Genomic DNA, 18,593 nt, shown 5'->3' on the forward strand with positions numbered 1-18,593 from the left:
CCGCCCGCGGGCGCATACGCTGGCCGGACCATCACGGAGACCCCGGAGACAACGGTGCAATTCCACGACTCGATGATCAGCCTGGTCGGCAATACCCCGCTGCTGAAGCTGACCAGCGTGACCGAAGGCATTCAGGCGACAGTCCTGGCCAAGGTCGAGTACTTCAACCCCGGCGGCTCGGTCAAGGACCGGATCGCCCTGCGCATGATCGAAGCGGCCGAGGAGAGCGGCGAACTGCTGCCCGGCGGCACGATCGTCGAACCGACGAGTGGCAACACGGGCGTCGGCCTCGCCATCGTGGCCCAGCAGAAGGGCTACAAGTGCATCTTCGTCTGCCCGGACAAGGTCTCCACGGACAAGATCAACGTACTGCGCGCGTACGGGGCCGAGGTCGTCGTCTGCCCGACGGCGGTCGACCCCGAGCACCCCGACTCGTACTACAACGTCTCCGACCGGCTGGTGCGTGAGACGCCGGGCGCCTGGAAGCCGGACCAGTACAGCAACCCGAACAACCCGCGCTCGCACTACGAGACCACCGGTCCCGAGCTGTGGGACCAGACCGACGGGAAGATCACCCATTTCGTCGCGGGTGTGGGCACCGGCGGCACGATCTCCGGCACCGGCCGCTATCTGAAGGAGAAGAGCGGCGGCCACGTACGGATCGTCGGCGCCGACCCCGAGGGGTCCGTCTACTCCGGCGGTTCCGGGCGGCCGTACCTGGTCGAGGGCGTCGGCGAGGACTTCTGGCCGACGGCGTACGACCGTACGGTCACGGACGAGATCGTCGCCGTGTCCGACAAGGACTCCTTCCAGATGACGCGCCGCCTCGCCAAGGAGGAGGGCCTGCTCGTCGGCGGTTCCTGCGGGATGGCCGTCGTCGCGGCGCTGAAGGTCGCGGAGGGACTCGGCCCCGACGACGTCGTGGTCGTGCTGCTGCCGGACAGCGGCCGCGGCTACCTCAGCAAGATCTTCAACGACGAGTGGATGAACGACTACGGCTTCCTGGACCACGAGGGCGACACCGCGAGCGTCGGGGACGTCCTGCGCCACAAGGCGGGCCCGGTCCCGGCGCTCGTCCACATGCACCCCGAGGAGACCGTGGGCGAGGCGATCGACGTGCTGCGAGAGTACGGCGTCTCCCAGATGCCGATCGTGAAGCCGGGCGCCGGCCACCCCGACGTGATGGCCGCGGAGGTCATCGGCTCGGTGGTGGAGCGGGAGCTGCTGGACGCGCTGTTCACGCAGCGCGCCTCGCTCGGTGACCCGCTGGAGAAGCACATGTCCTCCCCGCTGCCGCAGGTCGGCTCGGGCGAGCCGGTGGCCGACCTGATGGCCGCGCTCAGCGGCACGGACGGCGCGGACGCGGCGATCGTCCTGGTCGAGGGGAAGCCGACAGGGGTGGTGAGCAGGCAGGACCTGCTGGCGTACCTCGCCGGCGGCATGGCCGGCGGCGCGAAGTAGCCATATGCGGGTGGCCGGATCTAGTGGCGGAGATCCGGCCACCCGCACACCGGTCGACGGGCTGTCAAGGGTCACGCGGAATCTCGGGTTCGCGAAAGTGGTACGAGCGCGACACGTCCACGCAGCACCCGCTTAACACGCGCCCTGCATAGTCGTTGGTGTCGGCGTCAAGGACCTCCGGAGCGGCTCCCGGACCTCCATGGACGCCAGGACACGGCAACCGGCCCTGACCCGGACCGTGTCCCTCGCGGGGACCGCCGTCGTCCCGCCCCCCGGTATCGGGGGTGCGGCGGTCCCCGCGACTATCCCCGTGACCGTCTCCTCGGCGGGGCCCTCGTCCCCCCCGTCCGCTCCGGTTCGCCTCAGTCCTCCCAGTCGGACTCGGTACGCCGCCGCGACGGCCACGGCAGGCCGCGCGAGGCGTGCACCGCGTTGACCGCGACGATGCCGATCCAGCAGACGACCAGGCCCCCGAAACCCGCGTTCACCACGGCGATCGCGGTGAGCGGGATGGCGAGGGCGAGGGAGACGATGCCGAACCCGAAGCGCTCCCCGAACCCCTCCACGGGGCCGGCCGACGGCGTACTGCCACGGGCTGCGACCATCTGCTTCTCCGCGAGTTGGCGCCGGACGCGGCGGTCCACCGTGCTGTCCAGACGCTGTTCCACTTTCTCCAGGAACGACTCGATGAGCGCGGAGTCGTAGTCGGCTCCCAGCTCGTTGCGGGCCTGGAGCGTGGCGTCGAGTTCCTTCTTGAGCTCAGGATCGCGGGCTTCCATACCGGTACGGTACGGAGCGGGCGGGCCCCGGTCATTGGGGCTAACCCCCGTCTTCGCCTGCGGCACACCCGAGGAGATGGTGCGGTGATCGAGGTGCGTCACTACGGCCGGGGCGACCTGCCGGACATCCGCCGGGTGCTCCTCGGCATCCACGCGGACGTCCCCGAGTACCCGCCCGACGACCCCTTCGTACGCCGCTTCCCGTGGTTCGTCGACCATTGGGGCGCCCGCCCGGGGTTCACGTGCGTGATCGGGTACGACGGGGACGAGCCCGCCGGATTCGCCTACGGCGCGCCGCTGGCCGAGGGCCGGGAGTGGTGGCGGGGCCACCACACGCCGGACGCCGGGGCGTCGCGTACGTACGCCGTGTCGGAGCTGATGGTGCGTCCGCCGTGGCGGGGGACCGGGGCCGCGGGCCGGCTCCACGGAGCCCTGCTGGCGGAGCGCGACGAGGACCTGGCGGTGCTGCTGGTCGACGCGGCGCACGCCAAGGTGCGGGCACGCTACGAGAGCTGGGGGTACGAACGGGTCGGTGAGGACCGGCCGTTCGCCGACTCGCCGGTCTTCGCCGTGATGGTGAAGCCCCTGAGTCCCTGAGTCCCTGAGCCTCTGAGTCCCTGAGCCTCTGAGTCCCTGAGCCTCTGAGTCCCTGAGCCTCTGAGTCCCTGAGCCTCTGAGTCCCCGAGCCTCTGAGTCCCCGAGCCTCTGAGTCCCTGAGCCTCTGAGTCCCTGAGCCTCTGAGTCCCCGAGCCCCTGAGTCCCCGAGCCCCTGGGGTCCTCAGCCCTTGGGGTCCTGAGCGCCGGTTCTCGTTCTCAGGCCTTCTTCGTCAGGCCCCGCTCGGCCGTCCACGCCCGCGCCACGTCCTCCGGGTCCTTCTTGTCCTTGTCGACCTTGCGGTTCAGCTCCGTCAGGTCCTCCGTCGACAGCGCGTTGCCCAGCTCCGCCAGCGCCTTGCGCACGGTGGAGTCGGCCTTGCGGTCGGCGATCAGGGGGACGATGTGCTGGCCGGGGATGAGGTTCTTCGGGTCGGTGAGCACCACCCAGCCCTCGGCGGCGATGTCGGTGTCCGTGGTGAACAGGTTCGCGACGTCCACGTCCCCCTTCTTCAGCGCCCCCTTGACCAGCGGTCCCGAGGAGTCCAGCGACTTGAACTCCTTGAACTCCACCCCGTAGACCTCCTTGAGCCCCACGACCCCCACCACCCGCTTCTTCACCTCGGGCGCGGCGCCGATGACCAGCTTCCCGTTCTGCTTCTTCAGGTCCGCCAGCGTCGTGAGGCCGTACTTCTCGGCGGTCGCGCGGGTGACGGCGAAGGCGTCGGAGTCCTCGGCCTTCCCGTACGGGAGGACCTGGAGCCCCGCCGGGAGGGCGACGGCCAGGGCGTTCTGCATCTCGCCCTCCTCCGTGGCGGTGGCCTTGGGGGAGAGGTAGTGCAGCAGGGCGCCCTGGTACTCGGGGAGCAGATCGATGTCCCCGCCCTTGAGCGCGGGGATGAGGATCTCGCGGGTGCCGAGGTTGGGGCGGACCTTCGTCTTCACCCCGGCGGCGCCGAGGACGGAGGCGTAGAGGTAGCCGAGGATCTGGTTCTCGGTGAAGTTGGCGGTGCCGATGGTGAGGCCGTCCGCGCTGGAACCGCCGCCACCGCCGGCGCCGCCGGAGCTCTGGCCGTCGAGGGAGGTGATGCCGCCGCTGCACGCGGCGAGCACGGGGACGGAGGCCGCGGCGAACAGGCCGCCGAGGAGGGTTCGCCGGTTCATCGGTGCGTTCATTGGAAGCTCTCCCGGAAGGGGGTGTGCGGAAGGGGTACGGAGGGGGGCGGATGTGCCGGGGTGGGGGTGGCGGGGACGGTAGGGGCGGTGGGAACCGGTCGCCGTGTCAGGCGGGTGTGCGGTGGCGGAACAGGAGGCGCTGGAGCCCGGAGAGCCCCAGGTCCAGCACGACGGCGACCACCGCGACCAGCACCGCCCCGCCCAGCACCTGGACGAGGTCGCGCTGCGCCAGGCCGTCGAAGACGTACCGGCCCAGGCCGCCGAAGCTGACGTACGCGGCGATCGTCGCCGTCGCCACCACCTGGATCAGCGCGAGCCGCAGCCCGGTCATGATCAGCGGCAGCGCGAGCGGGATCTCCACCTGGAGGAGGACCTGGCGGCCGCGCATGCCCTGCCCCCGTGCCGCGTCCTTCACCTCCGGGTCGATCGCGCTCATCCCCGCGTACGTGTTCGTCACGATCGACGGGACGGCGAGGGCCACCAGCGCCACGTACACCGGGGTCATGGAGAGCCCGCTGGCCAGGAAGACCAGCACGACCAGACCGACCGTCGGCAGCGCGCGGCCGAAGGAGGACAGGTTGATGGCGAGGAACGCGCCGCGCCCCGTGTGCCCGATCAGCAGCCCGACGGGGAGCGCGATCACGGCGGCGATCAGGGTCGCGAGCAGCGAGTACTCAAGGTGCTCGGCGAGCCGGTGGCCGATGCCGTCGGCTCCCGCCCACTGCTCGCTCGCGGTCAGCCAGGTGCCGAGGTTCTTGAAGAGTTCGTACATGCCGGGTCAGACCTTTCCGCTCGCCTTGGGACGGCCGGGACGCCTCGTCCAGGGCGTGAGTACGTACTGCACGCCGACCAGAGCTGCGTCGGCGACCAGCGCGAGCAGCAGCGTCAGGACGACGCCGGCCACCACGGGGGTGGGGAAGTTGCGCTGGAACCCGTCGGTGAAGAGCTGTCCGAGTCCGCCGTCACCGATGTACGTGGCGACGCTGACGAGCGAGATCGACATGACCGTGGCGATCCGCACCCCCGCCATGATCACGGGGAGCGCGAGCGGCAGCTCGACGGTGAGGAGCGTACGGAGCGGGCGGGTGCCCATCGCGGTGGCGGCCTCGCGGGCCTTGGCCGGTACGGAGTCGAGCCCCTCGACCGTGTTCCGCAGGAGGACGACCAGGGTGTAGATCGTCAGGCCGATCACGGTGGTGGTCCTGGTCAGCCCGGAGACGGGCAGCAGCAGCACGAAGACCGCGATGGACGGGATCGTGAAGAGGACGTTGGAGAGCCCCAGCAGGAACCCGCGCAGCGGGCGCACCCGGTGCGCCAGGACGGCGAGGGGGAGGGAGATCAGCAGCCCGAGCAGGACGGCGGTGAGGGCGGCCTGGAGGTGCGAGAGGGTGAGGGTGGCGAGGTCGCCCGCGTGGTCGGAGATCCACGACCATTGGATGGTCATGCGGCTCCGTCCTTGGCCACCGCGTCCTTGGCCACCGCGTCCTCGGCCGTCGCGTCCGTGGCCGCCGCGCCCGTGGTGTCTGTGGTGTCCGGGGCGTCCGCGGAGTTCGTCGAGTCCTTGGTGTCCGCCGTCGGCCCCGCCACGGTGGCCCTCGACGCCGCGCGGTGGCTGTGCCCGGCGTGGTCGTGGATCGCCTCGCGCGAGGTGACGCCTGTCAGCACGCCCTCCGCGTCGACCCTGGCTATGAGCCCCGTGGGCGAGGCGATCGACGCGTTCAGCGCCGCGAGCAGCGAGTCCGTGTCGCGCAGCGGCCGTACGGGGGCGAGGACCGCCTCGCGCGCCGTGCCGGAGCCCGTGCCGGTGCCCGCGTCGGGGTCCAGCCAGCCCAGCGGCTCGCCCTTCGCGGTGACGACCAGACGGGGCCCGCTGCCGCGCGCCGGGGCCGGCTCGTCCTCCCGTACCGTCGTCGCCCGCTCCACGGGCACCTGGGCGAGTGTCGTCAGCGAGAGCAGCTTCAGCTCGCGCTCCGCGCCGAGGAAGTCCGCGACGAACGCGTCCGCCGGGCGGGCCAGCAGTTCGGCGGGGGCGGCGCACTGGACGAGATGGCCGCCCGTACGGAAGACCGCGATGCGGTCACCGAGCCGTACCGCCTCGTCGATGTCGTGCGTGACGAACGCGATGGTCTTGTTCAGCTCCTGCTGGAGGCGGAGCAGCTCGTCCTGGAGCTGCGTCCGTACGACCGGGTCCACCGCGCCGAAGGGCTCGTCCATCAGCAGCACCGGCGGGTCGGCGGCGAGCGCCCTGGCCACGCCGACGCGCTGCTGCTGGCCGCCGGAGAGCTGGTGCGGGTAGCGCTTGCCGGCGTCGGCCGCCAGACCCACCGTCTCCAGCAGCTCCGCCGCCCGGCTCCGGGCCTTCTTGCGGCCCCAGCCGAGCAGCAGGGGCACGGTCGCGATGTTGTCCAGGACCGTGCGGTGCGGGAAGAGCCCGGACTGCTGGATGACGTAGCCGATGCCGCGCCGCAGCTCGGCGGCGTCCTGGTCGAGGATGTCCTTGCCGCCCAGCCTGATCGTGCCGGAGGTCGGGTCGACCATGCGGTTGATCATGCGGAGCGTGGTGGTCTTGCCGCACCCGGAGGAGCCGACCAGGACGGTGATGCCGCCCTCGGGCATCTCCAGCGTCAGGTCGTGGACCGCCGTGGTGCCGTTGGGGAAGCGTTTGTTCACCGCGTCGAATGTGATCATCAGTAGTCCCTTGAGTCGCCCCGCGTCTCATGCCCGCGTCTCTTGCCTCGCTGCATATAGTCATGCAGAGTTCTTGTTCCTTGAATAGATTGTCAATGCCTGCGGGTAAATCACAGGTTACGGAAGACCGCAGGGCGAGACGCGAGGTCCGAAAAGAGGGATTCTGAGCATGATGTCGTCCCGCATGATGGATCCACGGGATGGGGACGGGGGTACCGGTCCGGCCGCTTCGGCCACTCCGTCGAATCCGTCGAACCCCGCGAATCCGTCCAATCCTATGATTCCGTCGATTCCGTTCACTCCGGCTGTTCCGCCTGTCCCGTACGTCCCGTCCATCGTCGTGCTCGACGGACAGAGCCTCCCGGTCTCCGACATCGTCCGGCTGGCCGACGGCGCCGCCCGTCCCGTACCCGGGACCGAGGCGATCAAGCGGGTCGAGCAGAGCTGGCACACCGCCCGCGAGCTGGCCGCTTCGGGGCGGGTGTACGGACGCTCCACCGGCGTCGGCGCCAACCGGACCGAGGCCGTGCCCACCGAGGCGGCCGCCGACCACGGGCTGCGCCTGCTGCGCAGTCACGCCGGCGCCATAGGGGAACCGCTGCCCGCCCGCGAGGTCCGCGCCATGCTCGCCGTCCGCGCCAACCAGCTCCTGGCCGGCGGCGCCGGGCTGCGGCCCACCGTCGTCACCGCGCTCTGCGACGCCCTGGAGACCGGCGCGTACCCGCTGGTGCACGAATTCGGCTCGGTCGGCACGGGGGACATCGCCGCCCTCGCGCAGATGGGCCTCGCCCTCGCGGGGGAGCACCCCTGGCAGCTCACCGACGAGCACCCCGGGCGGGGCGGACCGCCGCCCGCCGCCCAGCCGCTCGACAACAACGACGCCCTCGCCCTGATCAGCAGCAACGCACTCACCCTCGGCCAGGCCGCGCTCGCCCTGCACGAACTGCGCCGCCTCGTCGCCGCCACCGAACTCGTCGCCGCGCTCTCCCTGCTGGCCGTCGACGGCTCGTACGAGGCGTACGCGGAGCCCGTGCACGCCGCGCGCCACCACCCCGGCTCGTACGCCGTCGCCGCCGACCTGCGCGCGATCCTCGGCGCCCCCGAACGGCCGGGGCCGCCGCTCGGCCGCATCCAGGACCCGTACGGCTTCCGCTGCGTCCCGCAGATCCACGGCCCGGCGCGGGACGCCGCCGACGCGCTGGAGCGGGCGCTCGCCGTCGAGATCAACGCCGCCGCCGAGAACCCGCTGATCCGGCCCGGCACGGAAACGGACCCGCTGCCCGCCGCCTACCACCACGGCGGCTTCTACCTGGCGCAGATCGCCCTGGCGCTGGACCACTTCAGGCTCTCGCTCGTCCAGACCGCGCGGCTCTCCACCTCCCGGCTCTCCGCGCTCAACGAGCCGGGCTTCACCCGGCTGCGGCCCTTCCTCGCCGACGCGGAGCCCGCCAGCTCCGGCGTGATGATCCTGGAGTACGCGGCCGGCGCGGCCCTCGGCGACCTGCGGGCGTTCTCCGCGCCCGCCTCGCTCGGCCACGCGGTGCTCTCGCGGGGCGTGGAGGAACAGGCCAGTTTCGCCTCCCTGGCCGCCCGGCAGACCCTCCGTCTCGCCGCCCCGTACCGGCTGGTCGTCGGCTGCGAACTCGTCGCAGCCGTAAGGACGTTGCGCCAGCGCGGGCTGCGGCCCGAGCCGGATCTGCCGGTGGGCAGGGCGTTCGCGCTGGCCGAGTCCGTGCTCGACGAGGCCGTGGAGGACCGGCCGTTGACCGATGATGTGACGGCGGCGGCCGCACTGCTCGACCGGTTCACGGAGCTGGCGAACGACCTGACCACCCACCCGCCGGCCACCACGACGGACCCCGACCCGTACCTGGACCGGTACGGCCCGCCGCGCCACGACCGACCCCAGGAAGGGAATTGAGGGAAACGCGCATGAGCGACAGTCCCGCCGCCCGGCTCCAGCAGCTCTTCGAGGGCCACCGCCTCACGCCCACGCAGCGGCGCATCGCGCACAGCATGGTGCGCCAGGCGGTGGACGCCCCGTTCCTGTCCAGCGTCGAGCTGGCGGAGCTGGCCGGGGTCAGCCAGCCCTCCGTCACCCGCTTCGCGGTCGCGCTCGGCTTCGACGGCTACCCGGCGCTGCGCCGGCACCTGCGGGAGGTCTCGCCGGGCGGACGGGCGGAGGGGGAGACCCCGTACAACGAGTACCAGCAGGCCGTGCGCGGCGAGATCGAGAATCTCCGCCGGCTCGCGGACCTCCTCGCCGATCCCGCGCCCGTGGAGCGCGCGGGCCGGCTCCTCGCGGACTCGCGCCCGCTGCCGGTGCTCGGGCTGCGCGCGGCCTCCTCGCAGGCGCGCGGCTTCGCCTACTTCGCGGCCAAGGTCCACCCGGACGTACGGCTGCTGGACGAGGGCGGCACGATGCTCCCCGACCGGATCGACACGGCGCGGAGCGCGGGCGCGAGCGCGCTGCTCTGCTTCGCGCTGCCGCGCCATCCGAAGGAGGTCCTGGAGGCGCTGGCCTACGCGCGCTCGGCGGGGCTCACGGTGGTGACGGTCGCGGACTCGGCCTTCGCCCCGGTCGCCGCCCACAGTGACCTGCTGATCCCGGCGGCGGTCGGCACGGGCCTCGCCTTCGACACGGCGTGCGCGCCGATGCTGCTGGGCCGGGTGCTGCTGGAGGCGATGTGCGACGGGCTGCCGGACGCGCAGGCGCGACTGGAGGAGTTCGACGCACGGGCGTCGGCGCGGGGACTCTTCGTGGAGTGAGGGCCCTCCGAGGGTGTGGGCCCTCCGAGGGTGAGCGCCCTTCGAGGGTGTGGGCCCTTCGAGGGTGTGGGCCCTTCGAGGGTGTGGGCCCTTCGAGGGTGTGGGCTCTTCGCGGTGAGGATTCTTCGCGGGGGAGGACTCCCCGTTCTCAGGAAATGCTCAGAGTCCGTCACAACCTGCCGCCACACGGTTGGTCAGGCGCGGGCGACGCCGTGCCCGGCGGGGCACGGCGTCGTCGCTGAACCGGTGGTCAGACCTCCAGCTCGGACTCGATCTTGCTGAGCTGGTGGCGGGCCATCGCCAGGTTCGCCCGCGACTTGTCCAGCGCCAGGTAGAGGAACAGCCCGCTGTTGCCGCGGCCCTTGAGCAGCCGGATCAGGTGGTACTGGTTCCCGAGCGTGATCAGGATGTCCTCGATCTCGTCCTTGAGGCCGAGCAGTTCCATCGTGCGGACCTTCGACCGGACCACGTCGGTGTTGCCGGCCGCGGCGACGGTCAGGTCGAGATCCTTGCTGCCGCCGACCGTCCCGAGGGCCATGCCGCTGGAGTAGTCGACGAGGGCGGCCCCGAGGGCCCCTTCGATGACGGTGACCGCTTCTTTGAGAGCGGCTTCGGTGTTGGCCATGAACGTCGCACTTCCTTTCCGTCGTACGGACGCCCGGGGAGTTCCGGACGCCCGGGGGGCGCGTGTTCTTCGTGAGGGGGAGGGGGTGGGAGAGAGTGAGGGGGCGGCGGGAACGGAGGGGCACTGCGGGCTGGAGGAGGCCATGGGTCAGGCGTTCTCCAGCCGTTCGAGGGCGCCGTCGACCAGTTCCCCGATCCGGGCGCTCGACCGGCGCGCCTCCAGATGGAGCCGGCCCACGTTGGTCCTGGACTCCGCCAGCAGGGTCAGCACCGCCGAGGAGCCCGCCGCGTACGTGGCGACGTACCCCAGCTCGCCCCGGATCAGCAGCTCCTTGAAGGCGCCCTGCCCGGTGGCGTCCGACAGCCGCATGGAGACGCCGAGCGCGGCGGCGGTGAGCGCGGCGACCCCTTCGGCTTCCACGTCCGCGGTGTCCTGCGCCAGCACCAGACCGTCGGTACTGGCGGCGAGGGATCCGGTGAGCTGCGGGAGGCGCGCCCGAAGGCGCCTGAGTTCGCCGAGTACGTCGGCCTCCGCTGTCATGAGCTGTCTCCTCTCGGCGCGCGCCCGCAGAGCACGCCTCATGACGCCGTGGCTCGGCCTGTTCGGACCGGGCCGTACGGGCCCGCTCCCGGCCGGGGACCCTCGGAGTCTCGGTGGATGGGGCGGAAAGTCACAGGGTTGCCTCCAGTGCGTCGCGGAGCCGGCGTAACAGGGCGATGTCCGGGGCCGCGGAGACCGTCGCGACCCAGGAGGGAACCGTCGCGTGGGGGGCCGACGACGGGTCGTCGGGTGTCTCGACCAGACCCGCGGCGGCCAGCCTGCGGATGTCGAGAAGGGTGTGGAACGCGGGCCGTCCCAGCGTCCAGGCGATCGCCACCGGGGTCCGTACGCCGTCGGCCAGCTCCAGCAGGGCCCGCTGCCTCCGGGTGACCGCCTGGCCGGGCGCCGGTCTTCGGGCGACGACGGGGGCGGTGTCGACGGCGGCGTACGGCCAGACCTGGTCGAGGAGTTCGCGCCGCCGCAGGGTCTCGCGCTCCACGGCCGACGCCGTGACGGGCCGTACGGTGCCGATCCAGTGGGCCGCTCCGTAGCGGAAGCGGGTGGGGCCGCTGGCGGGGGCGAGGGCGAAGAAGGCGGCGTCGAAGAGCGCCCCCGTATGGGCTATCTCCAGTTCGCCGTTGTGGAGCCAACCGCCGTCCACGAGGAATCTGCCGACCTCGCGGCGGGTCCCCGCCCGGTCCACGGCCTCGTCCCACCCCGCCCGGGGCAGCCGGCCCCCGGCGGTGAGGAGGACGTCGATGCCGGGGGCGGCGGGGCTCTCGGCGTGTACGACACGGCCGTCGCTGAGATAGAGCGTGCCGTGGTCGCGCAGGAGGGCGCCGGTGGCCCGTTCGCCCGCGAGGCGCCCGAGCATCGGGGAGACGACGGCGGCGGCGGAGGACGCGGAGGAGGCGTGGGACGTGGACGTGGGCGTGGTGGAGGCGTGGGACGTGGGCGTGGTGGAGGCGGCGGGTGAACGGGGTTGCGGTCTGCCGGTCATCCCAGCACCAGCCGTTCGGCGAGGCGGCCGAGGCGTAACCGGGCGAGGGCGAGGTTGCCGGTGTCGCGGTCCATCCAGAGGTGCAGGAAGACGCTGCTGTCGAAGGTCGTCTCGACGAAGCTGAGGATGTGGTAGCCGGTGCGGGTGGTGACGATCAGGTCCTGGACGGGGGGTCCTTTGCCGCCCCGCCCCTCGCCGTCGTCGTTGTCGTTCGCGTCCGCGTCCGCGCGCGTTGCGGCATCCGCGCCCCGCGTGCCGCCGCCCGGGCCGCCGGAGCGGTCTGCGGCGGTCGTGCCGGGCGCGCCGGGTAACGCGGACCCGTCCGGCGGCTCGGGGGCGAAGGCCGTGTACTCGGCCGCGGCGCGCGCCAGTTCGGCGGTCTCGGCCGCCGTGGCCTCGTGGTCACCGTTGGGCGACTGGCCCGCCGTACCGAGGGCGAGCCCGCTCGTCCAGTCGACGATCGCCGCGCCGCGCGCTCCCGGCAGGCTCATGGCCTCTTCCAGGCACGCATCGATTCCGGGCACGCGGACTCCCCTCCCAGACGGGCGTGCGGGCGCACTGCCGTACAGCAGTAACCGCGAGATTACGCAACGTCCGCGCGAGGGGAGGGTGTTCTGGCATTTTCCATCGGAACATGCACGCGATTCGGAGGTACTTGATATGAAGAAGGCTGGATCTGGTGGTTCCCGCCGAGTCGTTCCCGCCCGGAACGTCCCGTACGGTCCGCTCCTGCCCGGATATCGTGCTTGGACGCTCCCACCCGGATGTTCCGGTCAGGTCACGTCCGTCCGGTCGTTCCCGTGTTGTGCGCCCGTGCTCCCGCTGCTCAGTCCAGCAGCGCGTCGGCGTACGCGCCGCCCGACTCGGCCACGATCCCGTCGGTCGTCTGCTGTTCTCGTACGGTAGCGAAGCGCACCTCGCCGCCGGTACCCGCTTTCACGACAAAGCCGTGAATCCCCGGCCTGGCAAGGCTGTTGTAGGAGTAGTGGGCGGTGAAGAAGTACGCTCCCGTGTCGAGCGCGGCGACGAGATCACCCTGCTCCAGCAGGGGCATCGGCCGGTTCTCGGCGAGCAGGTCGCCCGCGAAGCAGGCCGGCCCCGCGATGTCCTGGGCCACGGCGGGACCGGTCCTGGGCCGTCCCCCGGCGTCGTACGCGGCGATCCGCAGTGGCCAGGAGGCCGGGGCGTAGACGGTACGGGTGGCGACCTGTGCGCCCGCGTGGGTCACGGCGATGGGCCGGCCCCCGGCGGACTTGGCGTACTCGACGCGCGCCAGGACGGTGCCGTGCTTGGCGAGCAGTGAACGGCCGAACTCCGTCACCAGCCCGTACCGCCCGTCCAGCAGTCCGGGCACGGCGTCCTTGAGGAGCCGGGCGTACGCGGCGTAGGTGGGCGTCTCCTCGTCGGACGAGAAGTTGACCGGGAGTCCGCCTCCGATGTCGAGGGTGTCGATCTGCCGGCGGCCGGCCGCCGCGTTGATCTCCTCGGCCAGCTCGTAGAGGCTCCGTACGCCCTGGGCCATCAGGTCGAGGGGGATGCCCTGCGAGCCGGAGTGGGTGTGCAGCCGGGTGAGCCAGGGGCGGTCCAGATACGCCTGGACCACCCAGGCGCGGGCGCCCTCGTCGCGCAGCGCGACGCCGAACTTGGAGGTGGCGGTGGCGGTGGACAGCGCCCCGATGGAGCCGGCGCCGAGCTGTGGGTTGACCCGCACCCCGCACGGCGGGACGGGTGCGGCGGCGGGGCCCGGAGCCCCGGTGGCCGAGCCGACCAGCGCGTCGAGACGGGCCAGCTCCTGCGGGTTGTCCGCGTTGACGGCGATGCCGAGGGCGAAGGCGTCCCGCAGCTCGGCGGCGGTCTTGGCGGGGGAGTCGAGGACGGTGCGGTCGGCCCGTACCCCCGCCGCCCGTGCGAGCGCCAGCTCCCCGGGGCTCGCGACCTCGGCGCCGATCCCTTCCGCGGCCAGCAGGCGCAGTACGGGCACCAGAGGCGCGGCCTTGACGGCGAAGGCGTGCAGGACGGGCGTGCCGGGCGCCGTGACCTCGGCGAAGGCGGCGTGGAGCGCGGCCGCCGAGGCGCGGATCCCGGCCACGTCGAGCAGGGCGACGACCGGGGCCGCGTCGCCGACCAGCCCCTGCTCCACGGCGGCCCGTACGGCGCGGTCACGACGGGCGGCGGCGGAGGAGGGGACGGCGGGGTCCGGGGTGCTGGGCGAGGGCTCGTCTGAGGGCATGGGCGCCAGCCAATCATCCGGCGGGCGGACCCGCAGTGGTTGACTAGTTCTATTCATCAAGTCAGGATGTGAATAGATTGTTCAACAGGAGCGTCACGGAGGAGGCACCCGCCATGTCAGGACCCCGGCCCGTACGGGCACCGCGCGGTACGGAACTGAGCGCCCTGGGATGGCAGCAGGAAGCGGCCCTCCGCATGCTCCAGAACAACCTGGACCCCGAGGTCGCCGAACACCCCGACAAGCTCGTCGTCTACGGCGGCACCGGCAAGGCCGCCCGCGACTGGCGCTCCTACGACGCCATGGTGCGGACGCTGCGCACGCTCAAGCAGGACGAGACGATGCTCGTCCAGTCCGGCCGGCCCGTGGGCGTCATGCAGACCCACGAATGGGCGCCGCGCGTGCTGCTCGCCAACTCCAACCTCGTCGGCGACTGGGCCAACTGGGAGGAGTTCCGGCGTCTCGAATCCCTCGGGCTCACCATGTACGGCCAGATGACGGCCGGGTCGTGGATCTACATCGGCACGCAGGGCATCCTCCAGGGGACGTACGAGACGTTCGCCGCCGTCGCCGCCAAGAAGTTCGGCGGCACGCTCGCCGGGACGATCACCCTCACCGCCGGCCTGGGCGGCATGGGCGGCGCGCAGCCGCTCGCCGTGACCATGAACGACGGGGTCGCGATCTGCATCGACTGCGACCCGCGCGCCATCGACCGCCGTATCGAGCACCGCTACCTCGATGTGCGGGCCGACAGCCTGGAGCACGCGCTCCAGCTCGCCACCGAGGCGCGCGACGCCCGCCGTCCGCTCTCCATCGGGCTGCTCGGCAACGCGGCGGACCTCCTGCCGCGCATGCTCGCCGAGGGCGCGCCCATCGACATCGTCACGGACCAGACCTCCGCGCACGACCCGCTGGCGTACCTGCCGATCGGCGTCGACTTCGACGACATGGCCTCGTACGCCGCCGAGAAGCCCGCCGACTTCACCCAGCGGGCCCGTGAGTCGATGGCCCGGCACGTCGAGGCGATGGTCGGCTTCATGGACGCGGGCGCCGAGGTCTTCGACTACGGCAACTCCATCCGCGGCGAGGCCCAACTGGCCGGATACGACCGCGCCTTCGCCTTCCCCGGCTTCGTGCCCGCCTACATCCGGCCGCTCTTCTGCGAGGGGAAGGGCCCGTTCCGCTGGGCGGCGCTCTCCGGCGAGGCGTCCGACATCCACAAGACCGACAAGGCGATCCTCGACCTCTTCCCGGAGAACGAGTCCCTGCACCGCTGGATCAAAATGGCGGGCGAGCGCGTCCACTTCCAGGGCCTGCCGGCCCGGATCTGCTGGCTCGGCTACGGCGAGCGCGACAAGGCGGGCGAGCGCTTCAACGACATGGTCGCCTCCGGCGAACTCGCCGCGCCGCTCGTCATCGGCCGCGACCATCTGGACTGCGGTTCGGTCGCCTCCCCGTACCGCGAGACCGAGGCCATGCTCGACGGCTCCGACGCCATCGCCGACTGGCCGCTCCTGAACGCCATGGTCAACGTCGCCTCCGGTGCCTCCTGGGTCTCCATCCACCACGGCGGCGGCGTCGGCATGGGCCGCTCGATCCACGCGGGCCAGGTCTCGGTCGCCGACGGGACGCGGCTCGCGGGCGAGAAGATCCGCCGGGTGCTCACCAACGACCCGGGCATGGGCGTCATCCGCCATGTCGACGCCGGATACGACCTCGCGGAGACGGTCGCCGAGGAGCGCGACGTCCGCGTCCCCATGCGCGAGGACACGACGGCCGCCGCGCCGGCCGAGGGCGCCACGGCATGACGGCCCCCACCTCCTCCCACGAGCCCGCCTCCTCCCACGAGCCCGCCTCCTCCCAGGAGCCCCTCTCCTCGCAGGAGCCCGTCTCCTCCCGGGCCCCCGCCTCCTTCCAGGAGATGTGGCGCGATCTCGCCCCCCTCGGCCGCGACCCGGGCAGCGGCGGCTACCGCCGCTACGCCTGGACCGCCGCCGACGCGGACTGCCGCGCCTGGTTCCGCGCGCAGGCCGAGGACCGGGGTCTCACCTGCGAGGTCGACCGCAACGGCAACCAGTGGGCCTGGCTCGGCGACCCCCTCGCCGGGGACGCCGTCGTCACCGGATCGCATCTCGACTCCGTACCCGACGGGGGCGCCTTCGACGGGCCCCTCGGCGTCGTCTCCTCCTTCGCCGCGCTGGACGAGCTGCGGCGCAGGGGAGCGCGGCTCACCAAGCCCCTGGCCATCACCAACTTCGGGGACGAGGAGGGCGCCCGCTTCGGTCTCGCCTGCGTCGGCTCCCGGCTCACCGCGGGCCGGCTCACCGCCGCCCAGGCCCATGAGCTGCGCGACGGCGAGGGCATCCCGCTGCCGAAGGCGATGGAGGCCGCCGGGTACGACCCGGCCACCCTGGGCCCCGACCCCGAACGCCTCGCCCGGATCGGCGCGTTCGTCGAACTCCACGTCGAGCAGGGGCGCGCCCTCGATCTCTCCGGCGACCCCGTCGGCATCGCGTCCGCGATCTGGCCGCACGGCCGCTGGCGCTTCGACTTCCACGGCGAGGCCAACCACGCGGGCACCACCCGTCTCGCCGACCGCCGCGACCCGATGCTGACGTACGCGGAGACCGTCCTGGCCGCCCGCCGGGAGGCGGAACTCGCCGGGGCCCTCGCCACCTTCGGCAAGATCTCCGTCGAGCCCAACGGCGTCAACGCCATCCCCTCCCTCGTCCGCGGCTGGCTGGACTCCCGCGCCGCCGACCAGTCCGCCCTGGACACCGTCGTCGCCGCGATCGAGGCCGCCGCCCGCGAGGCCGCGGACCGCGCGGGTATCGACGTGCGTGTCGTACGGGAGTCCTTCACCCCCGTGGTCGAGTTCGAGCACGCCCTGCGGGACGAACTCGCCCGCATCCTGGCCCGCCGCCCCGGCACCGGAACGGCGACCGGCACCGGAACGGCGACCGGCACCGGGGCCCGGGCGGGAGACCGGGCCGGATCCGGGGGCCGTGAGGTTCCCGTGCTCGGCACCGGCGCCGGACACGACGCGGGCATCCTGTCCGGCTCCCTCCCGACCGCCATGCTCTTCGTACGGAACCCCACGGGCGTCTCCCACTCCCCGGCCGAATCCGCGACCGAGGACGACTGCGTGGCCGGGATCCTCGCCCTCGCCGACGTACTGGAAGGACTCGCGTGCGCATGAAGCGGCCGACCGCCTCCTCGGGCCGGACCCAGGTCACCGCCCGGCCGGAATCCTCCACCCCGGCCACCGGCACCGGCACCGCCCGGACCGCGAGCGCGGAAACCGCCGGCCCCGCGGGCCCGTCCGAAGCAGCCCGCACCTACTGGCTGGAGCACGCCTGGCTCACCGACGGCCGGCCCCACGTCGAGCCCGGCGTGGCCGTCGACGTCTCCGGCGGCCGGATCACCGCCGTACGCACCCAGGTCACCACCCCGCCCCCCGGCGCCACCGTCCTGCGCGGCCTGACCCTCCCGGGCCTGGCCAACGCCCACTCCCACGCCTTCCACCGCGCCCTGCGCTCCACCGTCCAGGTCGGCTCCGGCACCTTCTGGACCTGGCGCGAGATCATGTACGGGATCGCCGCCAAGCTCACCCCCGACTCGTACTTCGCCCTCGCCCGCGCCGTCTACGCCGAGATGGCGCTGGCCGGCATCACCTCCGTCGGTGAGTTCCACTACCTCCACCACGCCCCCGGCGGGACGCCCTACGACCAGCCCAACGCCATGGGCGAGGCGCTGATCGCGGCGGCGGCCGAGGCCGGGATCCGGATCACCCTCCTCGACACCGCCTATCTCTCCTCCGGCATCGCCCGGCGGCGCGGCGGCGAACCCCCCGAGCGGCACCAGCTCCGCTTCTCCGACGGCGACGCGACCGCCTGGGCCGAGCGCGCCTCCGCCCTCGCCTCGGCCGTCAAGGACAGCGACCAGGCGCTGATCGGCGCGGCCGTCCACTCCGTACGCGCCGTCCCCGCCGAACAGCTCGCCACCGTCGCCGCCTGGGCCGGAGAACACGGCGCCCCGCTCCATGTCCATCTCTCCGAACAGACCGCGGAGAACGAGGCCTGCCTCGCCGTCCACGGCGTCACGCCCACCCGGCTGCTCGCCGACCACGGCGTCCTCGGCCCCCGTACCACCGGCGTCCACAACACCCACCTCACCGACGAGGACATCGCACTCCTGGGCACCGCCACCACCGGCACCTGCATGTGCCCCACCACGGAGCGCGACCTCGCCGACGGCATCGGCCCCGCCGGACGGCTCCAGCAGGCGGGCTCGCCGCTCTCCCTCGGCAGCGACAGCCACGCCGTCATCGACCTCTTCGAGGAGGCCCGCGCGATGGAGCTGAACGAACGGCTGCGCTCCCGCCGCCGCGGTCACTGGACGGCGGCGACGCTGCTCCACGCGGCCACGGCAGGCGGCCACGCGGCCCTCGGCCGGCCCGACGCGGGCCGCATCGGGCCCGGCGCGCTCGCCGACCTCGTCACGATCGCGCTGGACTCCGTCAGAACAGCGGGCACGCTGCCACGGCTCGGCGCGGAGACCGCCGTATTCGCCGCCTCCGCCGCTGATGTACGCCATACGGTCGTGGGCGGCCGTCATGTCGTACGCGACGGAGCCCATGCCCTGATCCCCGATGTCCCGGCAGCCCTCGCCCGGTCCATCGCCGCCCTGCGCGGCTGACATCACGCCCCGCGCGGCCGACACCACGCCTTGCGT

General features: G+C 72.6%; 17 protein-coding genes. 7 read left to right on the forward strand and 10 right to left on the reverse strand.

What is annotated here, in order from left to right; genetic code table 11:
- Positions 1-54 precede the first annotated feature (54 nt).
- Complete coding sequence (locus AB0P17_RS07025; RefSeq protein WP_365808325.1) at positions 55-1,461, forward strand: cystathionine beta-synthase; 1,407 nt, start codon at positions 55-57, stop codon at positions 1,459-1,461.
- Between the two features lie 362 nt (positions 1,462-1,823).
- Here AB0P17_RS07025 and AB0P17_RS07030 read toward each other — a convergent pair whose 3' ends face one another.
- Complete coding sequence (locus AB0P17_RS07030) at positions 1,824-2,240, reverse strand: hypothetical protein (RefSeq protein WP_365808327.1); 417 nt, start codon at positions 2,238-2,240, stop codon at positions 1,824-1,826.
- Positions 2,241-2,324: 84 nt separating this feature from the next.
- Here AB0P17_RS07030 and AB0P17_RS07035 point away from each other — a divergent pair, with 84 nt between their 5' ends.
- The gene (locus AB0P17_RS07035; RefSeq protein WP_365808328.1) at positions 2,325-2,837 is read left to right on the forward strand and encodes a GNAT family N-acetyltransferase; all 513 of its coding nucleotides are present in this window, start codon (positions 2,325-2,327) and stop codon (positions 2,835-2,837) included.
- Positions 2,838-3,053: 216 nt separating this feature from the next.
- On the opposite strand, the gene AB0P17_RS07040 is transcribed toward AB0P17_RS07035, so the two are convergent.
- The 4 genes from AB0P17_RS07040 to AB0P17_RS07055 all read right to left on the reverse strand — a co-directional run bounded on the left by AB0P17_RS07040 (position 3,054) and on the right by AB0P17_RS07055 (position 6,698).
- Complete coding sequence (locus AB0P17_RS07040; protein ID WP_365808330.1) at positions 3,054-3,998, reverse strand: ABC transporter substrate-binding protein; 945 nt, start codon at positions 3,996-3,998, stop codon at positions 3,054-3,056.
- A 118-nt stretch (positions 3,999-4,116) separates the two neighbouring features.
- Entirely contained in the window at positions 4,117-4,782 is a 666-nt protein-coding gene (locus tag AB0P17_RS07045; RefSeq protein WP_365808331.1) for an ABC transporter permease, read from the reverse strand.
- A gap of 6 nt (positions 4,783-4,788) precedes the next feature.
- Complete coding sequence (locus AB0P17_RS07050) at positions 4,789-5,454, reverse strand: ABC transporter permease (protein WP_365808332.1); 666 nt, start codon at positions 5,452-5,454, stop codon at positions 4,789-4,791.
- Entirely contained in the window at positions 5,451-6,698 is a 1,248-nt protein-coding gene (locus AB0P17_RS07055; protein ID WP_365808333.1) for an ABC transporter ATP-binding protein, read from the reverse strand. The genes AB0P17_RS07050 and AB0P17_RS07055 overlap by 4 nt, the downstream gene beginning before the upstream one ends.
- 277 nt (positions 6,699-6,975) lie before the next feature.
- On the opposite strand from AB0P17_RS07055, the gene AB0P17_RS07060 reads away from it, so the two are divergent.
- Together AB0P17_RS07060 and AB0P17_RS07065 are read left to right on the forward strand one after the other, a co-directional pair.
- On the forward strand, positions 6,976-8,619 hold the full coding sequence (locus AB0P17_RS07060) for an aromatic amino acid ammonia-lyase (protein ID WP_365808335.1): 1,644 nt from the start codon (positions 6,976-6,978) through the stop codon (positions 8,617-8,619).
- Between the two features lie 11 nt (positions 8,620-8,630).
- Positions 8,631-9,467 carry a MurR/RpiR family transcriptional regulator gene (locus tag AB0P17_RS07065; RefSeq protein WP_365808337.1) on the forward strand — a complete coding sequence of 279 codons (837 nt, stop codon included), beginning with the start codon at positions 8,631-8,633 and terminating at the stop codon, positions 9,465-9,467.
- Between the two features lie 250 nt (positions 9,468-9,717).
- Here AB0P17_RS07065 and AB0P17_RS07070 read toward each other — a convergent pair whose 3' ends face one another.
- The 5 genes from AB0P17_RS07070 to AB0P17_RS07090 all read right to left on the reverse strand — a co-directional run bounded on the left by AB0P17_RS07070 (position 9,718) and on the right by AB0P17_RS07090 (position 13,862).
- A complete protein-coding gene (locus AB0P17_RS07070) occupies positions 9,718-10,092 on the reverse strand; it encodes a hypothetical protein (protein WP_365808339.1) in 375 nt (124 codons plus the stop codon).
- A gap of 147 nt (positions 10,093-10,239) precedes the next feature.
- The gene (locus AB0P17_RS07075) at positions 10,240-10,674 is read right to left on the reverse strand and encodes a roadblock/LC7 domain-containing protein (RefSeq protein WP_365808340.1); all 435 of its coding nucleotides are present in this window, start codon (positions 10,672-10,674) and stop codon (positions 10,240-10,242) included.
- A gap of 88 nt (positions 10,675-10,762) precedes the next feature.
- Positions 10,763-11,506: a transcriptional regulator gene (locus tag AB0P17_RS07080; RefSeq protein ID WP_365808471.1), complete on the reverse strand. Its 744-nt coding sequence runs from the start codon at positions 11,504-11,506 to the stop codon at positions 10,763-10,765.
- A 122-nt stretch (positions 11,507-11,628) separates the two neighbouring features.
- A complete protein-coding gene (locus AB0P17_RS07085; protein WP_365808342.1) occupies positions 11,629-12,156 on the reverse strand; it encodes a hypothetical protein in 528 nt (175 codons plus the stop codon).
- 302 nt (positions 12,157-12,458) lie between these two features.
- Entirely contained in the window at positions 12,459-13,862 is a 1,404-nt protein-coding gene (locus AB0P17_RS07090) for a diaminopimelate decarboxylase (protein ID WP_365808343.1), read from the reverse strand.
- Positions 13,863-13,975: 113 nt separating this feature from the next.
- Here AB0P17_RS07090 and hutU point away from each other — a divergent pair, with 113 nt between their 5' ends.
- Genes hutU through AB0P17_RS07105 form a run of 3 tightly spaced genes read left to right on the forward strand, consistent with a single transcriptional unit; the run spans position 13,976 to position 18,557 of the window.
- Positions 13,976-15,667 carry a urocanate hydratase gene (gene hutU / locus AB0P17_RS07095; protein ID WP_365808344.1) on the forward strand — a complete coding sequence of 564 codons (1,692 nt, stop codon included), beginning with the start codon at positions 13,976-13,978 and terminating at the stop codon, positions 15,665-15,667.
- Complete coding sequence (locus AB0P17_RS07100) at positions 15,664-17,058, forward strand: allantoate amidohydrolase (protein WP_365808346.1); 1,395 nt, start codon at positions 15,664-15,666, stop codon at positions 17,056-17,058. Before hutU ends, AB0P17_RS07100 begins: the two co-directional genes overlap by 4 nt.
- Positions 17,055-18,557 carry a formimidoylglutamate deiminase gene (locus AB0P17_RS07105; protein ID WP_365808347.1) on the forward strand — a complete coding sequence of 501 codons (1,503 nt, stop codon included), beginning with the start codon at positions 17,055-17,057 and terminating at the stop codon, positions 18,555-18,557. Before AB0P17_RS07100 ends, AB0P17_RS07105 begins: the two co-directional genes overlap by 4 nt.
- The last annotated feature ends 36 nt before the right edge of the window (positions 18,558-18,593 follow it).

Origin of the sequence: Streptomyces sp. NPDC088124 (genome assembly GCF_040685895.1) — a bacterium.
GTDB lineage: Bacteria > Actinomycetota > Actinomycetes > Streptomycetales > Streptomycetaceae > Streptomyces.